This window comes from Streptomyces tatrensis (assembly GCF_049310065.1).
Classification (GTDB): Bacteria; Actinomycetota; Actinomycetes; order Streptomycetales; family Streptomycetaceae; genus Streptomyces.
Genome location: NZ_JBMDLB010000011.1, coordinates 2911523 through 2937916, shown reverse-complemented (window position 1 = coordinate 2937916; position 26394 = coordinate 2911523). Strand labels below are relative to the sequence as shown.

At 72.6% G+C, this 26394-nt stretch carries 20 protein-coding genes; 7 read left to right on the top strand and 13 right to left on the bottom strand.

Annotated elements, in window-relative coordinates; translation table 11 throughout:
• Nucleotides 1-192: 192 nt before the first annotated feature.
• Both ACODT5_RS29105 and pulA read left to right on the top strand, forming a co-directional pair.
• Entirely contained in the window at nt 193-1932 is a 1740-nt protein-coding gene (locus tag ACODT5_RS29105; protein WP_422522147.1) for a carbohydrate-binding module family 20 domain-containing protein, read from the top strand.
• Nucleotides 1933-1974: 42 nt separating this feature from the next.
• Nucleotides 1975-7359 (top strand): pullulanase-type alpha-1,6-glucosidase, encoded by a 5385-nt coding sequence (pulA, locus tag ACODT5_RS29100; RefSeq protein ID WP_422522146.1) that lies wholly within the window; start codon nt 1975-1977, stop codon nt 7357-7359.
• 39 nt (nt 7360-7398) lie between these two features.
• On the opposite strand, the gene ACODT5_RS29095 is transcribed toward pulA, so the two are convergent.
• From ACODT5_RS29095 to ACODT5_RS29060, 8 genes are all read right to left on the bottom strand, one after another.
• On the bottom strand, nt 7399-7944 hold the full coding sequence (locus tag ACODT5_RS29095; protein WP_422522145.1) for a GNAT family N-acetyltransferase: 546 nt from the start codon (nt 7942-7944) through the stop codon (nt 7399-7401).
• Nucleotides 7945-7983: 39 nt separating this feature from the next.
• On the bottom strand, nt 7984-8727 hold the full coding sequence (locus tag ACODT5_RS29090; protein ID WP_422522144.1) for a TetR/AcrR family transcriptional regulator: 744 nt from the start codon (nt 8725-8727) through the stop codon (nt 7984-7986).
• 69 nt (nt 8728-8796) lie between these two features.
• Nucleotides 8797-10239 carry an RNA-guided endonuclease IscB gene (gene iscB / locus ACODT5_RS29085; protein WP_422522143.1) on the bottom strand — a complete coding sequence of 481 codons (1443 nt, stop codon included), beginning with the start codon at nt 10237-10239 and terminating at the stop codon, nt 8797-8799.
• A 367-nt stretch (nt 10240-10606) separates the two neighbouring features.
• Nucleotides 10607-11656: a PDR/VanB family oxidoreductase gene (locus tag ACODT5_RS29080; protein ID WP_422522142.1), complete on the bottom strand. Its 1050-nt coding sequence runs from the start codon at nt 11654-11656 to the stop codon at nt 10607-10609.
• On the bottom strand, nt 11653-12555 hold the full coding sequence (locus ACODT5_RS29075) for a metal-dependent hydrolase (RefSeq protein WP_422522141.1): 903 nt from the start codon (nt 12553-12555) through the stop codon (nt 11653-11655). The genes ACODT5_RS29080 and ACODT5_RS29075 overlap by 4 nt, the downstream gene beginning before the upstream one ends.
• Before the next feature lie 79 nt (nt 12556-12634).
• The gene (locus ACODT5_RS29070) at nt 12635-14560 is read right to left on the bottom strand and encodes a hypothetical protein (RefSeq protein WP_422522140.1); all 1926 of its coding nucleotides are present in this window, start codon (nt 14558-14560) and stop codon (nt 12635-12637) included.
• Between the two features lie 135 nt (nt 14561-14695).
• The gene (locus ACODT5_RS29065) at nt 14696-15511 is read right to left on the bottom strand and encodes a tyrosine-protein phosphatase (RefSeq protein WP_422522139.1); all 816 of its coding nucleotides are present in this window, start codon (nt 15509-15511) and stop codon (nt 14696-14698) included.
• Between the two features lie 66 nt (nt 15512-15577).
• Nucleotides 15578-16210 carry a rhomboid-like protein gene (locus ACODT5_RS29060; RefSeq protein WP_422522138.1) on the bottom strand — a complete coding sequence of 211 codons (633 nt, stop codon included), beginning with the start codon at nt 16208-16210 and terminating at the stop codon, nt 15578-15580.
• Nucleotides 16211-16276: 66 nt separating this feature from the next.
• Here ACODT5_RS29060 and ACODT5_RS29055 point away from each other — a divergent pair, with 66 nt between their 5' ends.
• Nucleotides 16277-17047 (top strand): hypothetical protein, encoded by a 771-nt coding sequence (locus ACODT5_RS29055; protein ID WP_422522137.1) that lies wholly within the window; start codon nt 16277-16279, stop codon nt 17045-17047.
• Between the two features lie 80 nt (nt 17048-17127).
• The gene (locus ACODT5_RS29050; protein ID WP_422522136.1) at nt 17128-18615 is read left to right on the top strand and encodes a PepSY-associated TM helix domain-containing protein; all 1488 of its coding nucleotides are present in this window, start codon (nt 17128-17130) and stop codon (nt 18613-18615) included.
• A 602-nt stretch (nt 18616-19217) separates the two neighbouring features.
• Here ACODT5_RS29050 and ACODT5_RS29045 read toward each other — a convergent pair.
• The 4 genes from ACODT5_RS29045 to glnII form a co-directional block, all read right to left on the bottom strand.
• Nucleotides 19218-19346 (bottom strand): hypothetical protein, encoded by a 129-nt coding sequence (locus ACODT5_RS29045; RefSeq protein WP_422522135.1) that lies wholly within the window; start codon nt 19344-19346, stop codon nt 19218-19220.
• Nucleotides 19347-19593: 247 nt separating this feature from the next.
• A complete protein-coding gene (locus ACODT5_RS29040; RefSeq protein WP_422522134.1) occupies nt 19594-20187 on the bottom strand; it encodes a winged helix-turn-helix domain-containing protein in 594 nt (197 codons plus the stop codon).
• 356 nt (nt 20188-20543) lie between these two features.
• Nucleotides 20544-21452 carry a DUF6891 domain-containing protein gene (locus ACODT5_RS29035; RefSeq protein WP_422522133.1) on the bottom strand — a complete coding sequence of 303 codons (909 nt, stop codon included), beginning with the start codon at nt 21450-21452 and terminating at the stop codon, nt 20544-20546.
• 95 nt (nt 21453-21547) lie between these two features.
• Complete coding sequence (gene glnII / locus ACODT5_RS29030; RefSeq protein WP_422522132.1) at nt 21548-22567, bottom strand: glutamine synthetase; 1020 nt, start codon at nt 22565-22567, stop codon at nt 21548-21550.
• A 280-nt stretch (nt 22568-22847) separates the two neighbouring features.
• On the opposite strand from glnII, the gene ACODT5_RS29025 reads away from it, so the two are divergent.
• Nucleotides 22848-23777, top strand: a complete 930-nt coding sequence (locus ACODT5_RS29025; protein WP_422525068.1) for a Gfo/Idh/MocA family protein — start codon at nt 22848-22850, stop codon at nt 23775-23777.
• Nucleotides 23778-23858: 81 nt separating this feature from the next.
• Here the strand turns inward: ACODT5_RS29025 and ACODT5_RS29020 are convergent, their stop codons facing one another.
• Nucleotides 23859-24440 carry a hypothetical protein gene (locus ACODT5_RS29020; protein ID WP_422522131.1) on the bottom strand — a complete coding sequence of 194 codons (582 nt, stop codon included), beginning with the start codon at nt 24438-24440 and terminating at the stop codon, nt 23859-23861.
• A gap of 186 nt (nt 24441-24626) precedes the next feature.
• Between ACODT5_RS29020 and ACODT5_RS29015 the strand changes: the two genes are divergently transcribed.
• Nucleotides 24627-25334: an NADPH-dependent F420 reductase gene (locus ACODT5_RS29015; protein WP_422522130.1), complete on the top strand. Its 708-nt coding sequence runs from the start codon at nt 24627-24629 to the stop codon at nt 25332-25334.
• Nucleotides 25331-26257 carry a ketopantoate reductase family protein gene (locus tag ACODT5_RS29010; RefSeq protein WP_422522129.1) on the top strand — a complete coding sequence of 309 codons (927 nt, stop codon included), beginning with the start codon at nt 25331-25333 and terminating at the stop codon, nt 26255-26257. Before ACODT5_RS29015 ends, ACODT5_RS29010 begins: the two co-directional genes overlap by 4 nt.
• The last annotated feature ends 137 nt before the right edge of the window (nt 26258-26394 follow it).

Here is a 26394-nt window from a genome sequence, read left to right as displayed (position 1 = left end):
CGCTCACGCAGCCACCGCCCGGCCCGCAGCCCAAGCGCCCCCCGCCCCCGACTCCGTCCGGAAACAATTCTGCAATCTCTTGCGCAAGGTCTTGCAGAGCCTCCGCCCGGCACCTACGGTCGCTGCAATCCCCAACTCGGCCGTGACCGGTCCCCACCCGGCTGCGCGCCTCTCCGCCAGGAGGCACACCGCATGCCCACCCGTGCCCGCGCCGCCAGAGCCGCCGCCGCGCTGCTTTCCGTATCCGCCGTCACCGCCGTGGCCGCCTTCGCCGTCGTCGGCGGGCCCGCCCCCGAGGCGCGTGCCGCCGCCCCAGGTGAGAAGGACGTCACCGCCGTCATGTTCGAGTGGCGGTTCGACTCCGTGGGGAAGGCCTGCGCGGAGAGCCTCGGGCCCGCCGGGTACGGCTACGTCCAGGTGTCGCCCCCGCAGGAGCACATCCAGGGGGCCCAGTGGTGGACCTCGTACCAGCCCGTCAGCTACAAGATCGCCGGGCGGCTGGGCGACCGTACCGCCTTCAAGGCCATGGTCGACGCCTGTCACGCCGCCGGCGTGAAGGTCGTCGCCGACTCCGTCATCAACCACATGGCGGCCGGCGACGGGACCGGAACGGGCGGGAGTTCGTACACGAAGTACAACTACCCGGGCATCTACTCCGGCGGAGACATGGACGACTGCCGGTCCTCCATATCGAATTACAATGACCGCGGGAACGTCCAGAACTGCGAGCTCGTGCAGCTCGCCGACCTGGACACGGGCGAGGACTACGTGCGCGGCCGGATCGCCGGCTACCTCAACGACCTGCTCTCCCTCGGCGTCGACGGCTTCCGGATCGACGCCGCCAAGCACATGCCCGCCGCCGACCTCGCGAACATCAAGTCGCGGATGTCGAACCCGAACGCCTACTGGAAGCAGGAGGCGATCCACGGCGCCGGCGAGGCCGTCTCGCCCTCCGAGTACCTCGGGAGCGGGGACGTGCAGGAGTTCCGCTACGCGCGGGACCTCAAGCGGGTCTTCCAGAGCGAGAACCTCGCCTACCTGAAGAACTTCGGCGAGGCGTGGGGGCACATGCCCTCCGGGCAGTCCGCCGTCTTCGTCGACAACCACGACACCGAGCGCGGCGGCGACACCCTCAGCTACAAGGACGGGTCCGCCTACACGCTCGCCAGCGTCTTCATGCTGGCCTGGCCCTACGGTTCGCCCGACGTGCACTCCGGCTACGAGTGGACCGACCGGGACGCCGGACCGCCGAACGGCGGGGCCGTGAGCGCCTGTTACGCCGACGGGTGGAAGTGCCAGCACGCCTGGCGGGAGATCTCCTCCATGGTCGGCTTCCACAACTCCGCGCGCGGCCAGGCCGTCACCGACTGGTGGGACAACGGGGGAGACCAGATCGCCTTCGGTCGCGGGGCCAAGGCGTACGTGGCGATCAACCACGAGGGCTCGGCCCTGACCCGGACGTTCCAGACCTCCCTCGCGGGCGGCGACTACTGCGACGTGCAGAGCGGCCGCACGGTGACCGTGGACTCCGCCGGGCGGTTCACCGCCACCCTCGGGGCCGGGACGGCCGTCGCCCTGCACGTCGGCGCCCGCGGGTGCGGCAGCACCACGCCGAGCCCGACGCCGACCCCCACCGCCACCGCCGGTGCCTCCTTCGCCGTCAACGCCACCACCGTCGTCGGCCAGAACATCTACGTCACCGGCGACCGCGCCGAGCTCGGCAGCTGGAACACCGCCGCCGCGCTCAAGCTCGACCCGGCCGCCTACCCCGTCTGGAAGCTCGACGTCACGCTCCCGCCCGGCACGGTCTTCGCGTACAAGTACCTCCGCAAGGACGCCGCCGGGAACGTCACCTGGGAGAGCGGAGCCAACCGCTCCGCCACGGTCCCCGCCAACGGCAAGGTCACGCTGACCGACACCTGGCGCAACTGACCCTCCCGCCCCACCCCCGTCCCGCACCCGAGGAGATCCGCCTTGATACGCCCCGCCCTCGCCGGCGCCGCGGGAGTGCTCGCCGCCACCCTGGCCGTGACGCTCCTGCCCGCCCTGCCCGCCGCCGCGGCGGCCGCCGCCAAGGCGCCACCGGCCCCGCCGTCCGACGCCAAGCTGGCGGCCGAGTCCGCACGGCACGACCTGACCCGGGAGCAGTTCTACTTCGTGCTCCCGGACCGGTTCGCGAACGGCGACCCGCGCAACGACCGGGGCGGGCTGACCGGTTCCCGGCTGGAGACCGGCCTGGACCCGACGGACAAGGGCTTCTACCAGGGCGGGGACCTCAAGGGGATCACCGACCGGCTGGACTACATCAAGGGGCTCGGCACCACGGCCATCTGGATGGCGCCGATCTTCAAGAACCAGCCGGTGCAGGGGACGGGCAAGGACGTCTCCGCCGGCTACCCCGGGTACTGGATCACCGACTTCACCCAGGTCGACCCGCACTTCGGGACCAACGCCGATCTGGAGCGGCTGATCGACAAGGCGCACGGGAAGGGGATGAAGGTCTTCTTCGACGTCATCACGAACCACACCGCCGACGTCGTCGACTACCGGGAGGCGTCCTACGGGTACCTGTCGAAGGGCGCCTTCCCCTACCTGACCAAGGACGGGGTGCCGTTCGACGACTCGACTGCGTTCAATTCAGGAGCGGCCGCCGGCGGGAAGGGGAAGTTCCCGAAGACCGACACCGACTCGTTCCCCCGCACCCCCTTCGTCCCCGCGGCGAAGAAGAACCTGAAGGTCCCGGCCTGGCTCAACGACCCGACGATGTACCACAACCGGGGCGACTCCACCTTTGCCGGGGAATCCTCCGACCAGGGCGACTTCTTCGGCCTCGACGACCTGTGGACCGAGCGTCCCGAGGTGGTGGAGGGGATGGAGGAGATCTACGAGAAGTGGGTCGAGGAGTTCGACGTCGACGGCTTCCGGATCGACACCGTCAAGCACGTCGACACCGGCTTCTGGACCCAGTGGGCCACCGCCCTCGACGCGTACGCCGCCCGCCAGGGCCGCAAGGACTTCTTCATGTTCGGCGAGGTCTACTCCGCCGACACCGCGATCACCTCCCCGTACGTGACCCGGGGCCGGCTGGACGCCACCCTCGACTTCCCGCTCCAGGAGGCGATCCGTTCGTACGCCGCCCAGGGCGCGGAGGCCAGGCGGCTTGCCTCCGTCTTCGGCGACGACTACCGGTACACCACCGACAAGGCGAACGCCTACGAGCAGGTCACCTTCCTCGGCAACCACGACATGGGCCGCTTCGGGACCTTCCTGAAGCAGGACCGGCCGGGGGCGGGGGAGCAGGAGCTGCTGGACCGGTACCGGCTGGCCAACGAGCTGATGTTCCTCTCCCGGGGCAACCCGGTGATCTACTCCGGCGACGAGCAGGGCTTCACCGGGGCGGGCGGGGACAAGGACGCGCGCCAGCCCCTCTTCGCCTCCCGGGCCGCCGACTACCTGGACGACGACCAGCTCGGAACGGTGCGCACACACGCGAGCGATGCTTACGATCCGGAGCACCCGCTCTACAAGCAGATCAGTGCTCTCGCACAGCTGACGAAGGCCCACCCGGCCCTCCGCGACGGCGTCCAGAGCGAACGTTTCTCCAACGGTTCGGCCTACGCCTTCGCCCGCACCGACCCCCGCACGCGCACCGAGTACCTGGTCGCGGCCAACAACGCCACCGAGCCCCGCACCATCGAGCTCGACGCCCCGGCCGGCACCCAGTACCGCACCCTCTACGGAGGCACGGCCCTCCTGCGCGCCTCGGCCGCGGGCAAGCTCACCGTCCCCGTCCCGGCCCTCGGCTCCGCCGTCCTCCAGGCGATCGCCCCGGCCGCCAAGCCCACCACCACCCCCACCCTCACCCTCAAGGCCCCGGCCCCCGGCGCCACCGGCACCGTCGAGCTCTCGGCCGAGGTCTCGGGCGACCCCCTGAGCCGGGTCGTCTTCGCCGCCCAGACCGGCACGGCCACGTGGCAGGTCCTCGGCTCCGCCGACCACGCCCCGTACAAGGTCACCCAGTTCATCGACCCGGCCACCGCCGCCGGCACCCCGCTGCGCTACAAGGCCGTGGTCGTCGACTCCGCCGGCCGCACCGCGAGCGCCCTCGCCGCATCGGTCACCGGCCAGACCCCGCCCGCCGAAGTCCCCACCGCCACCCAGCGCGACTACGCGATCGTCCACTACAACCGCCCCGACGGCGACTACACGAACTGGCGCCTATACGCCTGGGGCGACCTCGCCGAGGGCGAAGCCACCCCCTGGCCCACCGGCCACGACTTCACCGGCCGCGACGCCTACGGCGCCTTCGCCCACGTCAAGCTCAAGCCCGGGGCGAGCAGCGTCGGCTACCTCGTCATCGACAAGGACGGCACCAAGGACGTCGCCACCGACCGCACCATCGACGTGACGAAGACCGGCGAGGTCTGGCTGGAGCAGGGCAAGGAGCCCGTCCGCACCGAGCGCCCCGCCTACCCGCCGCAGGACCAGTCGAAGGCCGTCCTGCACTACCAGCGCCCCGACGGCGCCTACGAGGGCTGGGGCCTGCACGTCTGGACCGGAGCGGCGACGCCCACCGACTGGTCCAAGCCGATCCTCCCCACCCGCACCGACTCCTACGGCGCCGTCTACGAGGTCCCCCTCGCCGCCGGGGCCACCAGCCTCAGCTACATCCTCCACAAGGGCGACGAGAAGGACCTCCCGTCCGACCAGTCCCTCGACCTGAAGAGCAACGGGCACGAGGTGTGGATGCTGGGCGGCCAGGAGAAGTACCTCCTCCCGCAGCCCGCCGGCAGCGCCGCTGCCCTGGACCTCACCAAGGCCCAGGCCGTCTGGATCGACCGCGACACCGTCGCCTGGAACGCCCCGCCCGCCGCCGCCTCCCTCCAGCTCCTCGCCTCCCGCGAAGGCGCCGTCAAGGCCGAGAACGGCACCCTGACCGGCCGGGCCCAGTGGCTTCGACTGGCGAAGACCGAGCTGACCGCCGCCCAGAAGCAGAAGTACCCGCACCTGGCCGCGTACGCCGCCTTCGCGGTCGACCCGCGCGACCGGGACCGCGTCCGCGAAGCCCTGCGCGGCCAGCTCGTGGCCAGTGCCCGCGCCGCCAACGGCGCCGTCCTCGCCGCCACCGGGGTTCAGCTCGCCGGGGTCCTCGACGACCTCTACACGACGACGACCGCCCTCGGCCCCGTCTTCAAGGACGGCCGCCCCACCCTCTCCGTCTGGTCCCCGACCGCCCAGCAGGTGACCCTCGAACTCGACGGCCGCACCGTCCCGATGCGCCGCGACGACGCCACCGGCGTCTGGTCGGTGCGCGGTGACCGCGACTGGAGCGGCAAGCGCTACCGCTACGCCGTCACCGTCTGGGCCCCGAGCACCGGCCAGGTGGTCCGCAACCTGGTCACCGACCCGTACTCCACCGCCCTGAGCACGGACTCCGCGTACAGCCTGGCCGTGGACCTCGCCGACCCGAAGCTCGCCCCGTCCGGCTGGCGCGAGCTGAAGAAGCCCGCGCCCGTCCCCTTCACCTCCGCGCAGATCCAGGAGCTGCACGTCCGCGACTTCTCGGTCGCCGACAGCACCAGCGCCCACCCCGGCCAGTACCTGGCCTTCACGGACACCGCCTCGGCGGGCATGCGCCACCTGCGCGAGCTGGCCGCCGCGGGCACCTCGTACGTCCACCTCCTGCCCGCCTTCGACATCGGCACCATCCCCGAGAAGCCCGGGGACCGCACCGAACCCGCCTGCGACCTGAAGGTCTACGCCCCCGACTCCGAGGAGCAGCAGGCCTGCGTGGCCGCCGCGGCCGCGAAGGACGCGTACAACTGGGGCTACGACCCGCTGCACTACACGGTCCCCGAGGGCTCGTACGCGAGCGACCCCAACGGCACCGCCCGCACGGTGGAGTTCCGCCGCATGGTGCAGTCCCTGAACGGCGCGGGCCTGCGCACGGTCATGGACGTGGTCTACAACCACACCGTGGCCGCCGGCCAGTCCGACAAGTCGGTGCTCGACCGCATCGTCCCCGGCTACTACCAGCGGCTGCTGGCCGACGGCTCCGTCGCCACCTCCACCTGCTGCGCCAACACCGCCCCCGAGAACGCCATGATGGGCCGCCTCGTCGTGGACTCGGTGGTCACCTGGGCCAAGCAGTACAAGGTCGACGGCTTCCGCTTCGACCTCATGGGCCACCACCCGAAGGCCAACATCCTGGCCGTGCGCGCCGCCCTCGACGCGCTGACGCTCCAGAAGGACGGGGTCGACGGGAAGAAGATCGTCCTCTACGGGGAGGGCTGGAACTTCGGCGAGGTCGCGAACGACGCCCGCTTCGTGCAGGCCACGCAGCAGAACATGGCCGGCACCGGAATCGCCACCTTCTCCGACCGGGCCCGCGACGCGGTCCGCGGCGGCGGCCCCTTCGACGAGGACCCGCGCGTCCAGGGCTTCGCCTCCGGCCTGTTCACCGCCCCCAACGCCTCCCCGGCGAACGGCACTCCGGAGCAGCAGCGCGTCCGGCTCCTCCACGACCAGGACCTGATCAAGGTCGGGCTGACCGGCAACCTCGCCGGGTACGCCTTCACGGACTCCACCGGCCGGGCGGTCAAGGGCTCCGAGGTGGACTACAACGGAGCCCCGGCCGGGTACGCGGCGGCTCCCGGCGACGCGCTCGCGTACGTCGACGCCCACGACAACGAGACGCTCTTCGACGCCCTCGCGTTCAAGCTCCCCGAGGGCACCTCCACGGCCGACCGGGCCCGCTCCCAGGTCCTGGCCATGTCCGTGGCCGCCCTCTCCCAGGGCCCGGCCCTCTCCCAGGCGGGTACGGACCTGCTCCGCTCCAAGTCCCTGGACCGCAACTCCTACGACAGCGGCGACTGGTTCAACGCCATCCTGTGGGACTGCAAGGACGGCAACGGCTTCGGCCGCGGCCTGCCCCCGGCGGCGGACAACCGCGCCAAGTGGCCCTACGCGAAGCCCCTGCTGGCAGCGCCCGCACCCGGCTGCGCGGAGATCGGCGGCGCCTCGTCCGCGTACCGGGACCTGCTGAAGATCCGTACGACGGAACCGGCCTTCGCCCTCACCACCACCGAGGCGGTCCAGGCGAAGCTGGCCTTCCCCCTCTCGGGACCCGAGGAGACCCCGGGCGTGATCACGATGGCCCTGGGCGACCTGGTGGTGGTCTTCAACGCCGCCCCCACCGCCCTGACCCAGCGGGTCCCGGCCCTCGCGGGCACGGCCTACGCCCTGCACCCGGTCCAGGCCTCGGGCACGGACCCGGTGGTCCGGCAGGCGGCGTACGACGCGGTGAAGGGGGAGTTCGCCGTCCCGGCCCGCACGGCGGCGGTCTTCAAGCGGGGGTGACCCGTCAGGGCGGGGGTGCGGGTCGGAGCGGGGGAGCGGTCAGGCCGAGTTGACCAGGGTGAGCTGGTCCAGCCGCTTCTCCAGCAGGATCACCCCGTACACCTGCCCGTCCTTGCCCACCTTGTGGGGGAACTCCCCGACCACCCGGTAGCCCGCGGACTGGTAGTACGCGACCAGCCGGGGGTTCGTGGAGACGCAGTTCAGCCGCGCCCGTTCGCGGCCGGCCTTGGCGATGCGCCGCTCGAAGTGTTCGAGCAGCCGCCGGCCGGCCCCGGCGGGCGCGGCTTCGCGTTCGACCATGAGCCGGTGCACGTAGCCGGCCACGGGCGGCTGGATGCCCCAGGCGTCCTCGTCGGACCACCACAGCTCGTACGCCCCGACGGCGTGCCCGTTGCCGTCCGAGGCGATCCACACCTCGCCCTCGCGCATGACCGAACGGAAGTGGGAGGGGTCCTTCTGCCCGGGCTTCCACTGGTCGATCCCGTGGGCGGCCATCCAGTGGGCGGCCTGGTCGTACAGCGCCACCAGCGTGCCGGCGTCCTTCTCCTCGGCCTGCCGGAACACGATCCCGTCGTCAATGATCACGCGGGCATTATTGCGCACCATTCGATCAAGGACGGTCGGTCAGCGCGGACCGGGCACCGAGGGGCCGGATCCCGTCGGACTGGGCTCTTTGGGGACGAGGGCCACGAGCCGCCCCACCAGTTCCCCGAACGGCCCGTCGGCCGGCTCGTCCACGAGGATCCGTACGAGGATGCCCGCCATCTCCGCGTCGTAGGCGGCGCTCACCGCGGCCAGCGCCGCGAAATCGTGCACCAGCTGCAACTCCAGCTCGGCGCGCGGGATCCGCCGGCCGTCCAGCCAGATCAGCGCCGTCGACTCGGCCAGCGACACCCACGAGCGCACCACGAGCTCCAGCCGGGCCGGCGGAGCCTGCCGGTCGACGCCCAGGTGCGAGAGGATCTGCTCGTACGCCGCCTGCCGCACCTCGTCGATCATCGCGTTGGCCCGGCTGCTGCCGACCGCCGGACCGCCCCGCATCAGCGCCGAGAAACCGGGCCCGTGGTCGTCGACGAAGGCGAAGAACCGCCCCATGACCCGCAGCAACCGCGCCCCGAGCGGCCCCTCCTGGGGCTCCACGAACCGCAGCGCGAGCTCGTCGGCGGCCCGCCGCAGCGCAGCCTCGTAGAGGCTCAGCTTGCCGGGAAAGTAGTGGTAGACCAGCGGCCGCGATATCCCCGCGGCCGCCGCGATCTCGTCGATGGACACATCGTCGGGCGACCGGTGGCTGAACAGCTCCAGCGCCACCCCGATCAGCTGCTGCCGCCGCTCCTCGACACCCATCCTGCGCCGCACCCCGGTTGTCATAGGCTCTTCTTCTTTCGTGGACGCTCCCTGCTTCAGCTGGGAGGGGAAATGAATCCTTGAGGGCGGAGCTCAGGAGATCTCTGGCAGTGTCGATGGCGGGCCGGCGACGGCAGCGGGGCCTTCGGGGTGGGTGGTGTAGGCGTAGCCGTCGGCCCGTTGGACGAGGCGGAAGTGTTTGTGTCCGATGCCCTGGATGAGGCCATGCGCCGTCTTAATATTGAATCTGCCGGTGGCCCGCACGGCGATCCGTCCGGTGTGGGTACCGGTCTTCTTGCCGGTGGGGACGACGGCGCGGGCGAGGTCGCCGGTCTGGTAGCCGAAGAACTGCTTCTGCCTCGGCAAGCGGAGACGAGGGAAACCGTATTTGTCAGTGCGGGTGCGAGTGTAGGTGCCGCGCCCGGTTGCGGTGACCGCGAGGATGCGGGCCGGGGCGCGGGTGACGGTGTTGAGTTCGCCGACGCAGAGGGCGTCGAGGGTGTGGGTCTTCGGGGTGCCGGTCCGCTGCCGGTTCCATTTGGTGCGGCCACCGGATGCGGTGTACACGGTGGGGAACGCGGCATCGAGGGCGCGCCACAGTGCCCAGCGGGTGGCGTTGACGGCTGCCGCGTCGCGGAGCGGGGCTTTGGCCTGGGCAAGGATTCGAGCCAGCAGCCGCGGAGATTCTCTGAGGAAGTGTTCGACGCGCTGGTTGGACTTCTTCTCGTTGCAGGGGATGCAGGCGGTGCACAGGTTGGAGATGCGGTCACTGCCGCCCCGCGAGCGTGGGTGGATGTGGTCGATGTTGAGAGGAACTCCTGTGGCACCGCAGTAGGCGCAGGCCCTGTCCCATTTGGCGAGGAGGTACTCGCGGGCTTCTGTGCCGTGCAGGGTGCCGTGCTGGTATTCGGCGCCTTCCAGCGGTCCGCCGTGGGACATGGCGTGTGTGTCGAACGCGACCCGCTCCACGTGCACGGCGCGGATGGGTGCCCAGCGTGCGAGCCGTGTGGTCCACGACATGGTGGTGTCCACGCGGTGACGCAGCGACGGGGCGAGCCACCCCTTGGGGCGGGTGCGGTTGGAGAAGCGGGGCGCGCGGTAGCGCAGGTTCCGGGTGCGTCGGCCGCGCCGGTAGGCGGCACGGGCGGAGAGCTTGTCCCGGATGGTGCCGCCTCGATGAGTGAGTTCGATCGCGTACAGGCCACGGCGCTCGCCGTCCTTCGCGGTGAACACGGCGATGCCCGTGTGCTTCGAGCCTGGGTCGATCCCGAGTTCCACGCCGTCCACCTGCGACTGATCCGTCGTGCGGTCTTTCAACCGGATGACGAACGGGGTGCGGCGAGCAATGACGGCCCGGCTCTGATGGAGGAGCTTGCGGGCCCTTGCCGGGCTGGTGGGTTGGAGCGGTGTGCCGTGCTTGTCCAGGACGAACACGACGGGGTGGCCCTCACGGGCCTTCTCCCCAACCTGATGGTTGGGGGTGACGCCATCGATGCCAGGTGAGGCATCGGTGGTCTCCCCTCGCACATGTTCCACGCCGGTTACCGCATGAGTGCGGTGTTCGCGTCCCGTTTCGTCCCCGATCCGGGGGGTGTCTACTGACTCGAATTCCAGAGCAGCCCGCTGAGGAAGCACGGACTGGTGGGTCTTCTCGCCTACGTGGAACGTAGCCAACTTCGTTCACCTCTCAAAGGCGTTGGCTGGTGCTGGTAACGGCGGCCTTCAGCCACAGGGGCTGAAAGCCCGCTCCTTCAGGAGCGGGATCCCGTTACGCGGACACCCTACTTGGACCCCTGAGCGGCTCTTCGGCCACGGGTTGCGCCGAGAGTGAGAGCTTCCCTGAGGGCATGGTTCCACCGTAGCGAATGGTAGGAACGCGCTCTTGGTGTTCGGGTGAGGAGGGTCAGAGGTCCAGGACGAGCCAGTCGCCCTTCGCGCGGGAGACGCACAGCAGCATGGAGTCCTCGCGTTCGCCGTCCGTGAGGAGGGTGTCGCGGTGGTCGATGTCCCCTGCCAGGACCCGGTGTTGGCAGGTCCCGCAGAAGCCCTGCTCGCAGGAGTACGGGGTGTTGGGCAGCTCCCGGCGGACCGCGGTCAGGGCGGATTCCGCCGCCGCCACCTCCACGACCCGCCCCGAGCGGCGCAGTTCCACCGTGAAGGGCTGCGCGTCCCCGCCGGCCGCCGCCGGGGCGAACCGCTCCAAGTGGACCGGGGTGCCCGCCGGCGCCGCCGCTTCGACCGCCGCCATCAGGGGGGCCGGGCCGCAGCAGTAGACCAGGGTCTGCGGGCCGAGCGCGCCGAGCACGCCCAGGTCGGGGAGGCCCGCCTCGTCCTCGGGGACGACCGTGACCCGGTCCCCGTACCGCGCGAGTTCGGCCAGGAAGGGCATCGAGGCCCGCGAGCGGCCCCCGTAGAGCAGGGTCCAGTCCGCGCCGGCCGCCGTCGCCGCCCGGAGCATCGGCAGGACCGGGGTGATGCCGATCCCGCCCGCGACGAAGGCGTAGGACGGGGCCGGGACGAGGGGGAAGCGGTTGCGGGGCGGGCGGACCGGGAGCTCCGCGCCCTCCACCAGCTGGGCGTGCGCCTCGCGCGAGCCGCCGCGGCCGTCCTCCACGAGCCGGACCGCGATCGTGTAGCGGCCCCGGTCGGCGGGGTCGCCGCACAGGGAGTACTGGCGGACCAGCCCCGACGGGAGCTGCACGTCCAGGTGCGCACCCGGGGCCCACTCCGGGAGCTCCGCCGATTCCAGCGTCAGGGACAGCACCCCGTCCGCGGGCTCCGTACGGGAGACGATCAGCGCCGGGATCCACCGGCGCGGCGAGTACCCCGAGACCGGGGTCTCCAGCGCGGGCAGCGGCCACAGCGGCGATCCGGAGTCGATGCGCCGGCCGATCGCGCGCTTCGCCAGCCATGCGGCGCCCGCGAGCGCGGTCACCGTGAGGGCGCGCTTCATCCGCGGGCACCGCCGTTCGCGCCGGGGGAGGAGGCCAGGTAGGCGACGGCCTGCGCCGTGGAGCCCTCCTGCGAGGGGTGGTAGGTGCGCGAGAGGTACGTCGGGATCGACTTCAGCATCGCGCCCGTGGACGGCAGGGTCCCCTTGCGGCCCGAGCGGTAGAACTGGCCCACCGAGGCCTTGGATCCCGGCGGGAGCCCGGGATCGTGCTCCATGAAGTAGCGCGATCCGCGCTGCCACAGGAAGACCAGCGCCGTGAAGGCCGTGGCCCAGGTGCGCGCCCGGCGCCGGTAGTTGCCGTCCAGGTGCATGAACAGGTCGAAGGCCACCGACCGGTGCTCGACCTCCTCCGCGCCGTGCCAGCGCAGCAGGTCCAGCATCACCGGGTCGGCGCCGCGCCGGTCCAGCTCGTCGGCGTTGAGGACCCAGTTGCCCAGGAAGGCCGTGTAGTGCTCGATCGCGGCGATCATCGCCACGCGCTCCATCAGCCACCACTTGCGGGGTGCGCCCGGCGGCAGCGTCCGGTCGCCGAGCAGCTTCTCGAAGAGCCAGTCGATCTGCGCCGTGTAGGGCGTCGGGTCCAGGCCCAGCCGCTTGAGGTGGGGGAGCACGTCGTCGTGCGCGCTCGCGTGCATGGCCTCCTGGCCGATGAACCCGACGACGTCCTCGCGCAGCCGCTCGTCCGTGATGTACGGGAGCACCTGCTTGTAGACGTGCACGAACCAGCGCTCGCCCGCCGGGAGCAGCAGGTGCAGCACGTTGATGGTGTGGTTGGCGAAGGGGTCGCCGGGCAGCCAGTGGAGCGGGGTGTCCTCCCAGGAGAAGGACACGTTCCGGGCCTTCAGATCTATGTGCTCCGACGCCACGGGGGCGGGCGACGCGGGCGGCGTATTAGACATGGCGTCAATGTACTGATGGGTAGAGGGGAGGGAAACCCCTCTGCCGCCACTTCCTACGTCCTTCCCGGCCGGGCCGGGACTACCTCAACACCCCTGCCTTCGAGCCGTCCGTGAGCTTGCCCGTCAGTTCCACCTGCGCCCCCGCCGGAGCCTTCACCGCCAGCCGGTTGCCCACCGCGACCCCGCTCACCTGGCCGCCGCCCACGGTCAGCGAAGCGAACTGCGCACTGCCCGCCGCCAGGACGTACCACTGCCCGGCCTTCGACTTCCACAGCACCCCGGCCAGCACCCTCGGCTCCCGGGGCCCGCACGCCGGCGAGCCCTCGGCCTTCGCCGCCTGCGCCGCCAGCGGCGCGCCCGGGGCCAGGAACTGTGCCTGCACCCGGTCCGCCGTGCCCTGCCAGGTCTCCGCCCGGGTGCACAGCCAGGTCGCCGTGCCGTCGCCCTCCGGCAGCGGCTGCTTCGCGTACGTCCACGCGTTGACCGTGCGCACCCCGTGCGAGCGCACCGAGGGCAGCAGGCACGCGATCCGCGACCAGTCGCCCAGCTCCGCGCCCTCCGTCACGTTCCGCTCGGCGCCCGGTGCCCCCGAGGTCAGCCGGGCCGGGGTCAGCTCGCCCAGGTCGGTGATCAGCCGGGTCGAGCCGTCGCCCGTCATCGCCAGGGCGTTCCAGCTCGTACAGGTCCCGTCGGGGGCGGGGCTCGGCACCGGCGGAGTGACCCCCTCCGGCGTCAGCTCGAGTCCCGTCGGGGCGTCCGCCGGCTTCAGCAGGTCCCGCCGCGTCGCGCCCGTCACCCACGGCGCCGCCAGATAGCGGACGTTGCCGTCGACCCGGCTGAGCACCAGGGCCGCCGCCGTGTCCGCCGAGGCGCCGTCGGTCCGGGCGAAGTCGAGGGCGGCGATGTCGGTGCCGGAGCGCGGTTCGGCGTACCGCACCACGCGCAGGCCGTCGTACAGCAGGACCACGACGGCCTGGTCCACGGTCCCGGCGAACAGCAGCTGCGGGGGCCCCATCGGCGGCCCGGACGGGGTGCCGGGGGTGGCCGAGACCACGACCGAGCGGCCCGGCCGGGCCCAGACGGCCAGTGCCCGCCGCAGCAGCGCGGCATCGTCGACGCGGTCGCCGCGCGCGGGCCAGCCGGAGTAGTCGGTACGGGAGGAGGTGCCCCAGACCGCGGGCGCGACCCGGACCAGCTGCCCGGGGTCCAGGGCCTGCTCCGCCGCCGCGTTCCTCGCGTAGAGGGGCGCGGCCGCCCCGTCGGCCCCCCACCCGCCGCCGGGCAGCGCGAGCAGCACCCCGCACACGGCCAGGGCGACCCCGGCGGCGATCCCGCCCCGCACGAGCCGGCGGCGGCGCAGCAGGTCGGTGGGCCGCGCCTGCAGCACGCAGGGGTCGAACTCGGGGGAGGCGAACAGCTCGTCGGTCGACGGATCCCCCGACTCCGCGACGGCGGCGGCCGGGTTGGCCACCCCCGCCTCGGTCAGCACCCGCAGCACCTCGGGCTCGGGCAGCCGCTCCAGCGCCCGCAGGACGCACGCGGCCCGGCCCGGCCCGTCGAGGGTGGCCAGCCACTGGTCGAGCGCCAGCTCCTCGGCCCCGCCCGAGCGCGGGAACAGCCGCAGCCCCCACACCTGGGGCAGCAGCGGCGGCAGTTGGGCCCGCCGGGGCAGCGCGCGGAACGTCACCGGGATCCCGGCCTCCAGGGCGGAGCGCAGCACGCGCAGCCGCACGTACGCGTACCCGGACTCGGGCCCCGCCCCGCCCCGCTGCCCCGGAACCCCGCCCTGCACCGCCGCCTGCGCGGCCGCCCCGTCCCGCCGCCCGCGCGGCAGGGCGCGCTGGGCCAGCGAGTGGGCGGTGAGCACCCGCCGGTTGCGGCCGAGGGCGGGCGGCAGCACCAGGTAGGCCAGTCGCACCAGCCGTGGATAGTGCTCGACGATGGCGGCCTCGGCCTGCTCGACATCGGGCGGGAGGGGGCGGGTGGCGGTATCCGGCGCAGTCACGTTCAGCAGAACGAGCGAATGGTCGGATGGTCACCGGGTCCCAGTGCGCATGTTCGGACCGGGTCTCCCGGCGCGGCGGGCGCGGTCGCAAGGACGACCCCGCCGGAGGGATCGCCGGAGGTGTCGCCGGAGGGGTCAGGCGATGAGGCGGGCGCGCAGTGCCTCGACCGTTTCGTCGGGGACGCCGAGGCCCTCGCGCACGTACTTCTCCATCGAGCCGTAGCGCGTGTCCACCTCGTCCAGCGCGGCCTCCAGGTAGGAGGGGAAGACGCCGATCAGCGCCAGCGCGATGTCCGGGTCGCCGCCGGCCGCCGTGAAGCCCTCGATCATCGGGGCGAAGGCGATCCGCACCGCCGGGTTGACCGACAGGTACTCGCTCATCAGCGTCTCGTCGTCGGCGCCGAGCAGGGACAGGACCACGGTCGCGCCCCAGCCCGTACGGTCCTTGCCCGCCGTGCAGTGGAAGAGCAGCGGCCCGGACTCCGGGTCGGCGAGCTCGGTGATCAGCAGCCGGTACGCGGCCTGCGCGGAGGCGGAGCTGACCAGCGAGCGGTAGATGCCGGCGAACAGGGCCTGCGCCTTGCCGCCGCCCAGGTGTTCCTCGGCCACCACCGGGTCGGACAGGAGGTCCTTGAGCTGGGCGGCGGGAATCTTCCCGGGCCCGCCTTCGCCCGAGCTGTCGGCCGTCATCTTGTCGGCCAGGGCGTCGGCTATGAGCAGCCGGGTTCCGGCCGGTATCCGGTCGGGGTGATCGCCGCGCTCCACGCCGGAACGGAAATCGATGACGGTGCCGATGCCCAGCGCGGCCACCTCCAGGTCGACGTCGAGGTCGAGCCGGTCGAGCTGGCCCGAGCGCAGCGCCAGGCCCGGGCGGACGCTGCGGCCGTCGGCGAGCGGAGTGCCGCCGAGGTCCCGGAGGTTGGCGACGGTCGTGGCGGAGGTGGCGGTCATCGTGGCGGCTCCAACGTGATCAGAGAATTGCGATCGGAGAATCGAATGATCAGGGAAATGAATGGCTCAGGACGAAGCGCGCTGGGTGACGCGTGTCATCCATCTGATTTTCGGAGATTTCGCTCCGGAAAGATAATCGGCGGCCAGCGAGACCCCGAGGCCGAGCCCCAGTGCCACCAGGTGCCCGGCGTCGGTGAAGGTCCGCTCCCGCCGCAGGACCGGTCGGACCGCGAGCGCCAGCAGCCCGACCCGGGCGGTGGTGCGCACCGCCCCGCTCGGGAGCGCCGAGGTCAGCGCCCCGAGCACGGTGTTGAAGCCGTAGCTGGTGCCCACGTCCACCGCCCGCCGGGTCCGGGGGCCGGCCGTCCGGCGGAGCACTCCGTAGACCAGGAGGGTGGCCGTGACGTGCCCGAACAGGAAGGCCGCCGCCGTCCACCAGGCCCCGTGGGCGTACTCGGCGTACCCGAGGACGGCCACCAGCAGGAGCGCGTACGGCAGCGGCATCGGCTCCTCGACGAGGAACGCGCTGGCCGGCAGGGTCTCCCAGCGGCCGGCGTCCAGGTTGTCGGCGTTGGTGGAGCAGCGGCGCAGCAGCCGCTCCCGCGCCCCGGGATCCAGCCGCTCCAGGGCGTGCGCCCCGAGCTGGACCGCGCCCGTATACACCGCGCTCATCGGGACCGTCAACGGTAAGGGGCTCATCGGACCATGATCGGCCACGGGGGCGCCCTTGGGCGAGGCGGGGGGCCGTGGCAACATTCCCTGGTCATGTCAAACACCCCCGCGCCGATGCGCGCCACGCGGGCCGCGGTATTCGCGGCGGTGGCCGTCGCACTGGGTGCGGTGGGGCATTCGTACATGTCCGGTACGGACCTTCCCGCGATGGTGCTTCTGTCCGCCTTCGGGCTGACAGCAGGGCTCGCCTGGCTCTCCGCCGGGCGCCGGCGCGGACCGCTCCCCATCGCCGCGTCGCTGCTCGCGGTGCAGGCGGTCCTGCACCTCCTGTTCTCCTCCTCTTCCTCCTCTTCCTCGTCTTCCGCCTCCTCCGCGGCCGGTGGCCGCCATCGGGCGGATACGAGTGCGGGTGCGGGCATGGACGTGGGCGCGGGCATGGAGGGCGCGGCCGATGCCGTGCAGGGCATGCACCCCGTGGACGGCATGAGCGGCATGGAGGGCATGGCCGCCATGGGCGACATGGCCGCCGGCCACGCCCATGACGGGCTCGGCATGATCGCCGCGCACGCCCTCGCCGGGCTGTTCTGCGCGCTCTGGCTGGCCTGGGGCGAGGCCGCCGTCTTCCGGCTCGCCGCCGCCCTCGCGGCCGGGGCGCTGCTCGCCGCCCGGCCGCTCTCCCGGGTCCTCGCGCTGCTCCGGGCGCGCGGGATCCCCGTACCGCCGGCGCGGGCGTTCCGGCCCGCCGGGTACGAACGGCCGCGCACCCTGCGCGGTGCCGTCCACGCGCACACGGCAGAGCGGCGCGGGCCGCCCGCGCGCACGTGGATCCGTACCACGGCCCCCGGCCGTCCTGCCCGCGCCTGACCGAACGGCGCATCCCCGGCAAGGGGAGGGGCGAGACCTGGGGCCGCCCACCCATGTCTTCGCCCACACTTAGGACACGCATGTCTCTCGACGAGGCAGGGAAGATCCGCGCAGCGGACCCCGAAGCCCCCGACGCAGCCGACGCCCCCGAAACCACCGCGGCCGAGCCCGCCCCCACCGCCGCCCGCACGCCCGGCACCTGGGCCGCCCTGCGGCCGCTGCTCCTGCGCCTGCACTTCTACGCCGGGGTGCTGATCGCCCCGCTCCTGCTCGTCGCCGCCACCACCGGGCTGCTCTACGCCGGCTCCTGGCAGGCCGAGAAGTTCCTCTACGCCGACGAGCTGACGGTCGACCGCGTCGGCGCGAGCGCACAGCCGCTCAGCGCGCAGGTCGGCGCCGCCGTGAACGCCGCGCCCCAGGGCAAGGTGACGGCCGTGTGGCCCGCGCCCGAGGCGGATGCCACCACCCGGGTGATCATGGAGAGCCCGGGACTCGCCGAGGGCGAGACCCTTACCGTGTTCGTCGATCCGTATACGGCCGAGGTCCGCGGGACGCTCACGACCGTCGGGGACGCGCTGCCGTTGCGTGCCTGGCTGAGCGAGTTCCACGCCAGCCTCCACCTGGGGGAGTTCGGCCGGAACTACAGCGAGCTCGCCGCGAGCTGGCTGTGGGTGGTCGCGCTCGGCGGGCTCGCGCTGTGGATCGGCCGCAAGCGGGCCCGTAAGGCCGCCCTCGTCGTGCCGGAGATCCGCGCGGCGACCGGCCGCCGCAAGACCCTGTCCTGGCACGGCTCCGTCGGCGTCTGGATCGTGGTCGGCCTCGTCGGCCTCTCCATCACCGGCCTGACCTGGTCGAGGTACGCCGGCGAGAACATCGGGGAGCTCAAGGACGGCCTCGGCGGGGGCACCCCGGCCGTGGCCGCCAAGCTCCCCGGCGCCCCGGCAGCCGACGCGGGCGGTGAGCACGCCGGGCACGGCGCGGCCGGCGGTGACCAGGCGGCGATGCCCGCCCCGGTCGACGTCATAGGCATCGACGGAGCGGTGGCGGCGGCCCGGTCCGCCGGGGTCACCGAGTCGCTGCGGATCAGCCTGCCCACCCCGGGCAAGGGGTACGTGGTCAAGGAGCAGGACAAGCAGGTGCCGGTGCACCTGGACGCGGTCTCCGTGGACCCCGCCGACGGCCGGGTCATGGACGAACTCCGCTTCTCCGACCACCCGCTGCTCGCCCAGCTGACCCGCTTCGGCATCGACCTGCACATGGGCCTGACCTTCGGGCTCGCCAACCAGCTGGCCCTGGCCGCGCTGGCGGTCCTGGTGATGTTCATGGTCGTCTGGGGTTACCGCATGTGGTGGCTGCGCCGCCCGACCAAGGAGCGCACGCTCTCGGCCGGCCGGCCCCAGCCGCGCGGAGCGTGGCGGAAGCTGCCGGTGACGCTGCTGCTCCCGCTGGCCGCGGCGACGGCCGTCGTGGGCTGGTTCGTACCGATGCTGGGCATCAGCCTGCTGGTGTTCCTGGCGGGGGACCTGGTGCTGGGCTTCGCGGCTTCCAGGCGCACGGCGAAGGTCTAGACGGACGGCCCGGGCCCCCCTCTCGGGGGCGGCCCGGGCCCGTCCGGTCAGCCCTTCTTCCAGAGCGTCAGCGTGGTGACGTAGTCGGGCATGTCGCTGAGGGACCCGTTGTCCGCCGGCGCTCTTTCCCGTGGCCGTCAGGAAGGACAGTCCCGCGTCGCTCCACTCCTGGTAGGTGAGTTCCATTCCCTGGTCCTTGCCGATCTCCCCATGGGGAACGATCTTCGGGGCGTCCAGGTCGACATGGGTTCCGGTGCTGATGTAGGGCCCTCGCAGCGTCAGGGGCTTGTCCTGGAAGACCACCGTGTACGCGGACTTCGGCGCGGCGGACGCGGAGGGCGAGGACTTCGGCGCGGGCGTCGGGTGGTTCGGCTGCGGCGGCCCCGGGGGCCGGGGCGGCGCGAACGCCGTGTCCGCGGCGTGCAACCCGCCGGGGGTTCCGGTCCCCGTACCGGCCGGACCGAACCCGCCCGCGCGCGCCGCGCCCGCAGCGGCAGCCGAGCCCGGGTCCGCCACCGTCGGCGTCGGCGGATTCTCCGCGGCCCGCACCCGGCGGGCGATCTCCTGCCCGACGGGCTCCGGGAGCCAGCCGTCGAAGTCGTTCAGCGGCCGCCCGGCGAACAGTTCGCACAGCGCGGCGAGCTGTCGGCGGCCCGGGCGATCCCGAAGTCGATGACGTACGGCCCGGCCGCGCCGAGCAGCAGGTTGGCGGGCTTCAGGTCGCGGTGCACGACCCCCCGCGGCGTGGATGGAGCCGAGGGCCCGCGCCGTGCAGCCGATCAGCTGGAAGACCGTGCTCAGCGGAAGCGGACCGTAGGCGCTCAGGGCGTCGTGCAGCGACAGTCCCGGTACGAACACCGAGGCATGATCAGCACGGATGTGCGCAGAAATCCCCTGTGTGGCGGCCCGAGTTGGCCCGGATCTGCCCGGCCCGGGCCCGTACTCCCCCTCGTCGGTACGGGCCCGCCCTCGTGCAGGTCAGGGGGCGTACTTGTACCCCACGCGGCGTACGGTCTGGATCGCGCCGCGGTGGGCGGTGCCCAGCTTGCGGCGCAGTCGCGCGACGTGGACGTCGACCGTGCGGCCGTCGCCGACGTGGCCGTAGCCCCAGACGGTGGTCACCAGCTGGTCGCGGCTGTGCACCCGGTGCGGGTGCGCGACCAGGTGGGCCAGCAGCTCGAACTCCAGGTACGTGAGGTCCAGGACCTCGCCGTCCACCTCGGCGGTGCGCTGCGCGGGGTCGATGCGGACCAGTGCGTCGCCGGTGGAAGCCGCCGCGCCGGGAGCCGCGGCGGCCGGAACGGACTGCGGGGAGAAGGCGATCGGCGGCTGCTGGTCGGCCGGTACGAGCACCAGGTAGCCGACCATCGGAGGCTGGCCGGGCAGGGCGGGCAGGGTGTGCTGGGGAGCGGGCAGCCAGGTGGCGCCGGGCGGCAGGAAGTCCACGACGCGGGCCACCTCGTCGCGGTCCACGGCCCGCAGGCGGTGGCGCGGACTGGGCGGGAACGCCGGGTAGGTCAGGGGAGAGGCCGCAGCGGAGGCGGCAGAAGCGAAGGAACGGGTGTTCGCCATGAGTGGTCAGCTCTTTCACGCGGAGTGGTCGGCAGGAGACGTACGCAAAGGCGTCGTCTTGTGTCGTACCGCGCAGACCGAAGGCCTCGGGGAAGGTCGGTTGGAGGTCCCGGAGGCTTTAGAGGGCCGGCGCGTTCTTCGCGCGGCAACACACCCGGTCGAAATCGTGATCCTGACGGGAAGGCCAGAACGGCTCGAGGTCGCTGCGACCGGTCGAGGAGTTGTGCGAGTAGCTGGCCATGGCCCCATTCAATCAGATGCAGGGGCGCCGGGGCAGACCCCGTCTCACCTGATGGAGCGGAATCTCACATTCCGTGATCATGCCATGAACGGACCATTGCAATCCCGACAAACCCTCACCCGCCCAGCCGCTTCTTCCACGCCATCCCGGTGACCCGTACCGCATCCTGGGCGGATCCGTCCCACACCCATGTCAGCCCCACCGCGTCCAGCGCCCGGGTGACCTCCCGGCCCACGGAGGCGGTGAGCTCCTCGCCGGGCTCGAAGCCCCCGTAGAGCAACCACAGGTCGTGACCCGCCGCGGCACCCTCGGTGCACTGCGAGTGGAAGAAGACGAACCCGCGGGCGTCCTCCCGGCCCGCCGCCCGAATCTCCGCGAGGCCGCAGTTGCGGCAGCAGGCGAAGTTCTCCCGCGCGGTGATGCCTGCGGCGCCGAGCGAGGCGAAGGCCCGAGCCAGCCGCTCGGGGTCGGTCTCGCCCACCCAGTGCGCCTGCTCCGCCAGCCGCTCCCGCCAGAGCCGGTCCACCAGGTGTTCGGCCTGCGCGCGCGACACCGGCCGGACGCCGTCCGCGACGAGGTACTCCTCGGCGTTCTCGCTCAAGGTCGCCCGGTCGTCGTAACCGCACCGCAGCTTGTCCCGTACGAGCCCGGTCAGCTCCTCCTCCACCTCCGGGGCGAGCGGGGGCACTTCCCCGACCGGAAACTCCAGCCGCTCCCAGGCCGGACCGAGGTCCCAGCCCTTCTCCTGGCGGGCCCAACGGACCATCACGTCCACCACCTCGGCCGCCGTCGGGACGAAGGCCTGGAAGTGCCGGCCGGCGGCGCCGTCGCGGTGCTCCAGCTGGTAGTCCCCGCCGGTCTCGTGCCACACCTGGACGAACACGTCCGGCTCGTCCGGCAGTCGCTCCACGATGAGGAAGCGGTCGCCGTCGGCGCCGAGGCGCCCGACGAGCTCGGACAGCCAGGGCAGGGCGGGCCGACGGTAGGTCTCGGCGGGCTCGGTGCGGAGAGTCACGGGCAGCATGGCCCCACGATGGCAGGAGCCACCGACACCACGGCGCCCGCCCCCCCGAGGGGGAGGACGGGCGCCGTGGTGGTGTCAGGGGTGGCCGGCCGGGATCAGACCAGGCCGTCCTTCTCCAGGGCGGTGCAGCAGGTGTCCGTGATGAGGCGGGTCACCACGTACGGGTCGACGTTCGCGTTCGGGCGGCGGTCCTCGATGTAGCCCTTGCCGTCCTTCTCCACCTGCCAGGGGATGCGGACGGAGGCGCCGCGGTCGGAGACGCCGTAGCTGTACTCGTTCCACGGGGCCGTCTCGTGCAGGCCCGTCAGGCGCTCGTCGATGCCCGCGCCGTAGTTCTTGACGTGGTCCAGCGGCTTGCTGCCCTCACCCAGGGATTCGGCCGCGGAGATGATCGCGCGGTAGTCCTCGCGCATCGCCTTCGTGGAGAAGTTGGTGTGCGCGCCCGCGCCGTTCCAGTCGCCCTTGACCGGCTTCGGGTTCAGCGTCGCGGAGACGTTGAAGTCCTCGGCGGTGCGGTAGAGCAGCCAGCGCGCGATCCACAGCTGGTCGGAGACCTCCAGGGGGCCGACCGGGCCGACCTGGAACTCCCACTGGCCGGGCATGACCTCGGCGTTGATGCCGGAGATGGCCAGACCCGCCGCGAGGCAGTGGTCCAGGTGCTTCTCCACGATGTCGCGGCCGAAGATCTCGTCCGAGCCGACACCGCAGTAGTAGCCGCCCTGCGCGGCCGGGAAGCCGTTGACCGGGAAGCCGAGGGGGCGGGCGCCGTCGAAGAAGGTGTACTCCTGCTCGATGCCGTAGATCGGCTCCTGAGCGGCGAACTTCTCGGCGATCGGACGCAGCAGCGCGCGGGTGTTCGACTCGTGCGGGGTCATGTCGATGTTCAGGACCTCGCACAGGACGAGGACGTTGTCGCCGCCGCGGATCGGGTCCGGGCAGGTGAACACCGGCTGCAGTACGCGGTCCGAGGCGTGGCCCTCGGCCTGGTTGGTGCTCGAACCGTCGAAGCCCCAGATCGGCAGCGCGTCGCCGTCCGCCATGATCTTGGTCTTGGAACGCAGCTTCGCCGTCGGCTCGGTTCCGTCGATCCAGATGTACTCAGCCTTGTAGCTCACGGGGCCCCATCCTTCGGTGCGTCGCTCCGGCGCAGACTCTGCGGGTGCTGCGCTGCGTCCTGCGGATCGCGTACGGCGGTTCACGTCCCTGTGGCTCGCGTACTGCGAATTCGTTCTGCGGTGTAGACCGCAGCGTGCCCGCTCACGATTTCTCTTCCGTTGCCCGTGTGTGAACCCCGTGTTACCGAGGTTTACGCCGCAGGTGGGCGTGGTCGAGAGGGTTGCCGTCGGGACGCCCGTACGGGTGGGGCAGACTAGGAGGGTGAGCATTTCGTACGATTTGACGTCCGCCGGAGATGCCGCCGCTGAGGCCGCTTCCGGGCCCCGCCCCCGGGTCGGGCTGCTGGGCACAGGCCCCTGGGCCCGCCGCACGCACGCCCCCGCCCTCGCCGCGCACCCCGGCTCCGAGTTCGCCGGAGTCTGGGGCCGACGCCCCGAAGCCGCGGCCGAACTGGCGCACGAGTTCGGGGTGAAGGTGTACGAAGACCCCGACGCGCTGTTCGCCGACTGTGACGCCGTGGCCTTCGCGCTCCCGCCCGACGTGCAGGCCCCGCTCGCCGTGCGCGCGGCCGCCGCCGGCTGCCACCTCCTGCTCGACAAACCCGTCGCCACGACCCCGGCCGACGCCCGCGCGGTCGCCGATGCCGTGGCCGAGCACCGGGTCGCCTCCGTGGTCTTCCTCACCCTGCGCTTCGCCGAGCCGACCGCCGGCTGGGTCACGGAGCAGGCGGAGCGCACGGGCTGGTTCACCGCCTCCGCGCACTGGCTCGGCGCGGTCTTCCCGCCCGACGGCGAGCCCAGCGCCTACGCGGACTCGCCCTGGCGCAAGGCCAAGGGCGGGCTGTGGGACGTGGGCCCGCACGCGCTGTCCGTACTCATCCCGGTCCTCGGCGACGTCACCAGGGTCAGCGCCACCCGCGGCCCCGCCGACGTGGTCCAGCTGGCCCTGCGCCACACCTCCGGCGCGGCCAGCACCGCCGTGCTCAGCCTCAGTTCCCCGAGCGCGGCCGCCGGGGTGGGACTGGAACTGCGGGGGACCGCCGGCGTCTTCGGCCTGCCGGACTGGAGCGACGTACCGGGGGCCTACGGCCGTGCCCTGGACGCGCTGCTCACCTCGGCCCGCACCGGGGTGCCGGACGTACGGGGGGCGGAGTTCGGAGCCCGGCTCACGGAGATCCTGGCGGAGGCGGAGGGGCAGCTGCCGGAGTAGCGCCCTCGCCCTCGTCTCCCCCTGCCGCTGCCCCTGGGTTGTCCGATCGGAGTGAGGCCCCCGCCACGCGTGGCGGGGGCCTCACTTGATCACCGCGTTGGCCGCGATGATGGCCAGCCCGATCGTGGCGTCGGCGACCCCGATGAGCAGCGCCGAGGCGAGCTTGTAGCCGACGCGGAGGGCCACGAAGGCGCCCCAGGCGAACAGCATCGCGGTGTTCACGCCGAGCCCGACGGCCGTGACCCCGTGCGAGTCCCAGTCGGTGAGCCCGGCGACGAGCAGGAGCAGCACCGTGGGCAGCGTGGCCGCGATCATGGGCCACTCGTTCCACAGCGCCCGCCCCAGGATCCGCCACCGGTGACCGGCGGAGCCGGCCTGGTGGGTGCTCATGTGGTGCGAGTACCCGTGCGCGAGCCCGGCGGTGGCGGCGGTGACGAGCACCCAGCTGGCGTCGTAGAAGGGGGTGTACTCCCCGCCCTTCTGGTCGAGCGCGGCCAGCAGCCCGGACGCGAGGACGGTCCCGTACACCCCGCCGAACATCCAGTCGGCGCCGCGCCGGGGCGGGGGGAGCGGGGGGAGCGCGGACACCGGGAGGTCCGGCGGCACCGGCGGCACCGGAGGCTCGCCGGGCGTGGTGGGCCTCGGGTGCTGCTGCTCGTTCACGACGGATCCTTTGGTGCGGTACGTCCCCTTTGTGCTGGCCCCACCCTACGAGGCGCGAGATGGGGCCGAGGTGAAGGCCCGGGACGGGGATGGGGCGGCGCGTGGGCGACCCCGGCCGCGGGAGAGGCCTCGCCACCGGTGGCGCAGCGGCGGAATACCGTGGATCGCGGGCGACTTGAACCCCGCATGGCAACTCTTGGACTCATCGGAAGCGGCAACATCGGAAGCACCCTCGCGCGGCTCGCCGTGGACGCGGGGCTGGACGTGGTCCTCAGCAATTCCCGGGGACCGGAGACGCTGGACGGCCTCGTCGCCGAGCTCGGCCCGCGGGCCCGGGCCGCCACCCCCGCCGAGGCGGCCGCGGCCGGCGACTGGGTCGTGGCCACCATCCCGCTGGGGAAGTACCGCGAGCTGCCCGCCGACGCACTGGCGGGCAAGGTCGTCCTCGACACGCTCAACTACTACCCGGAGCGGGACGGGGTCTTCCCCGCCCTGGAGGCGGAAGAGGCCACCACCAGCGGGCTCGTCCAGGAACACCTCTCCGGGGCGCAGGTGGTCAAGGCGTTCAACAACATCTACTTCAAGCACCTGCTCTCCCTCGCCCGCCCGGCCGGCTCCCCGGACCGCTCGGCCCTGCCCGTCGCGGGCGAGGACCCGGCCGCCCGCGCGTCCGCCACCCGCCTCCTCGACCTGCTCGGCTACGACGCGGTCGACGCGGGGACGCTCGCCGAGAGCTGGCGCTTCCAGCGCGACACGCCCGTGTACGTCCTCCCGTACGCCGAGGACACGGGCGGCCCGGGAGGCTTCTACGAGGCTCCGGGAGCCGTTGCCGACGCGGCGTCCGTCCGCGCCGCCCTGGCGAAGGCCGTCCGGCCCGCGGGCTCCGCCGGATGAGGATCCTGACGGTCGGAGCGGGCGCCGCGGGCGGCTACTTCGGTGCGCGCCTCGCCCGCGCAGGCCAGGACGTCACCTTCCTGGTGCGCCCCCGGCGGGCCGAGGTCCTGCGGGCGCGCGGGCTGCGGGTCAGCGGGCCGGGGGAGGAGATCGCCCTCGACCCGCAACTCGTCACCGCCGACAAGCCGGCGGGGCCGTACGACCTCGTCCTGCTGTCCGTGAAGTCCACCGCCCTGGAAGCGGCCACCCGGGACCTCGCCCCGGCGGTCGGTCCCGGGACGGCGATCCTGCCCCTGCTCAACGGGATGGCCCACCTCGACCACCTCGCGGACCGGTTCGGGGAGGCGGCGGTGCTCGGCGGGGTGGCCAAGGTGGTCACCACCCTGAACGAGCACGGCGACATCCTCCGGCTGGCCCCGCCCACCGTGGTGCTCACCGGCGAACTCGACGGCCGTCCCTCGGCCCGGGTGGACGCCGTGCGCGAGGTGCTGGCCGGGGCGGGGATCGACACCCCCGAAGTGCCCGACATCGTCGGCGCCATGTGGCACAAGTGGGTCTTCATCACCAGCCTGGTGGCGGTGACCTCCCTGGCGCGCGGAGCCGTCGGAGAGGTCAACGCCGTGCCCGGCGGGACCGGGTTCGGGCTCGCGGTCCTCGCGGAGGCGGCCGCCGTGTCGGCCGCCGCCGGGTACCCGGTACCGGAGTCCGAACTCGCCTCCACCGCACGGACGCTGTCCGCACCGGGCTCGCCGCTGACCCCGTCGATGTACCGGGACCTGATCGCCGGCCGTCCGACCGAGGTCGAGCACGTGCTCGGCGACCTGTCCGCCAGGGCCCGCGCCCTCGCCGTCCCCACCCCGCTCCTCGATCTCGCCACCCTCCAACTGCGGGTGCACCAGCGGCGGGTGGTGGCGGGGGAGTAGAGCGGGCCCGGGGCCTGCCCGAATGGCCTCAGGGTCGGTCGTGCAGGCCCCTTCGGGGTGGCCTGGGGGTCGGGTCAGGGTGATCACCGATGGGCAACGCGCGGCGGGTGGCGGAGTGTTGGTGTCAGAGCCCACCG

What these genes read in the sequence shown, in the direction of transcription:
- ACODT5_RS29105 (WP_422522147.1), top strand. Translation starts at nt 193, where the DNA reads ATGCCCACCCGTGCCCGCGCCGCCAGAGCCGCCGCCGCGCTGCTTTCC.
- ACODT5_RS29090 (WP_422522144.1), bottom strand. Translation starts at nt 8,727, where the DNA reads ATGACAACCGGGGTGCGGCGCAGGATGGGTGTCGAGGAGCGGCGGCAG.
- ACODT5_RS29080 (WP_422522142.1), bottom strand. Translation starts at nt 11,656, where the DNA reads ATGAAGCGCGCCCTCACGGTGACCGCGCTCGCGGGCGCCGCATGGCTG.
- ACODT5_RS29075 (WP_422522141.1), bottom strand. Translation starts at nt 12,555, where the DNA reads ATGTCTAATACGCCGCCCGCGTCGCCCGCCCCCGTGGCGTCGGAGCAC.
- ACODT5_RS29065 (WP_422522139.1), bottom strand. Translation starts at nt 15,511, where the DNA reads ATGACCGCCACCTCCGCCACGACCGTCGCCAACCTCCGGGACCTCGGC.
- ACODT5_RS29060 (WP_422522138.1), bottom strand. Translation starts at nt 16,210, where the DNA reads ATGAGCCCCTTACCGTTGACGGTCCCGATGAGCGCGGTGTATACGGGC.
- ACODT5_RS29055 (WP_422522137.1), top strand. Translation starts at nt 16,277, where the DNA reads ATGTCAAACACCCCCGCGCCGATGCGCGCCACGCGGGCCGCGGTATTC.
- ACODT5_RS29050 (WP_422522136.1), top strand. Translation starts at nt 17,128, where the DNA reads ATGTCTCTCGACGAGGCAGGGAAGATCCGCGCAGCGGACCCCGAAGCC.
- ACODT5_RS29040 (WP_422522134.1), bottom strand. Translation starts at nt 20,187, where the DNA reads ATGGCGAACACCCGTTCCTTCGCTTCTGCCGCCTCCGCTGCGGCCTCT.
- ACODT5_RS29035 (WP_422522133.1), bottom strand. Translation starts at nt 21,452, where the DNA reads ATGCTGCCCGTGACTCTCCGCACCGAGCCCGCCGAGACCTACCGTCGG.
- ACODT5_RS29015 (WP_422522130.1), top strand. Translation starts at nt 24,627, where the DNA reads ATGGCAACTCTTGGACTCATCGGAAGCGGCAACATCGGAAGCACCCTC.
- ACODT5_RS29010 (WP_422522129.1), top strand. Translation starts at nt 25,331, where the DNA reads ATGAGGATCCTGACGGTCGGAGCGGGCGCCGCGGGCGGCTACTTCGGT.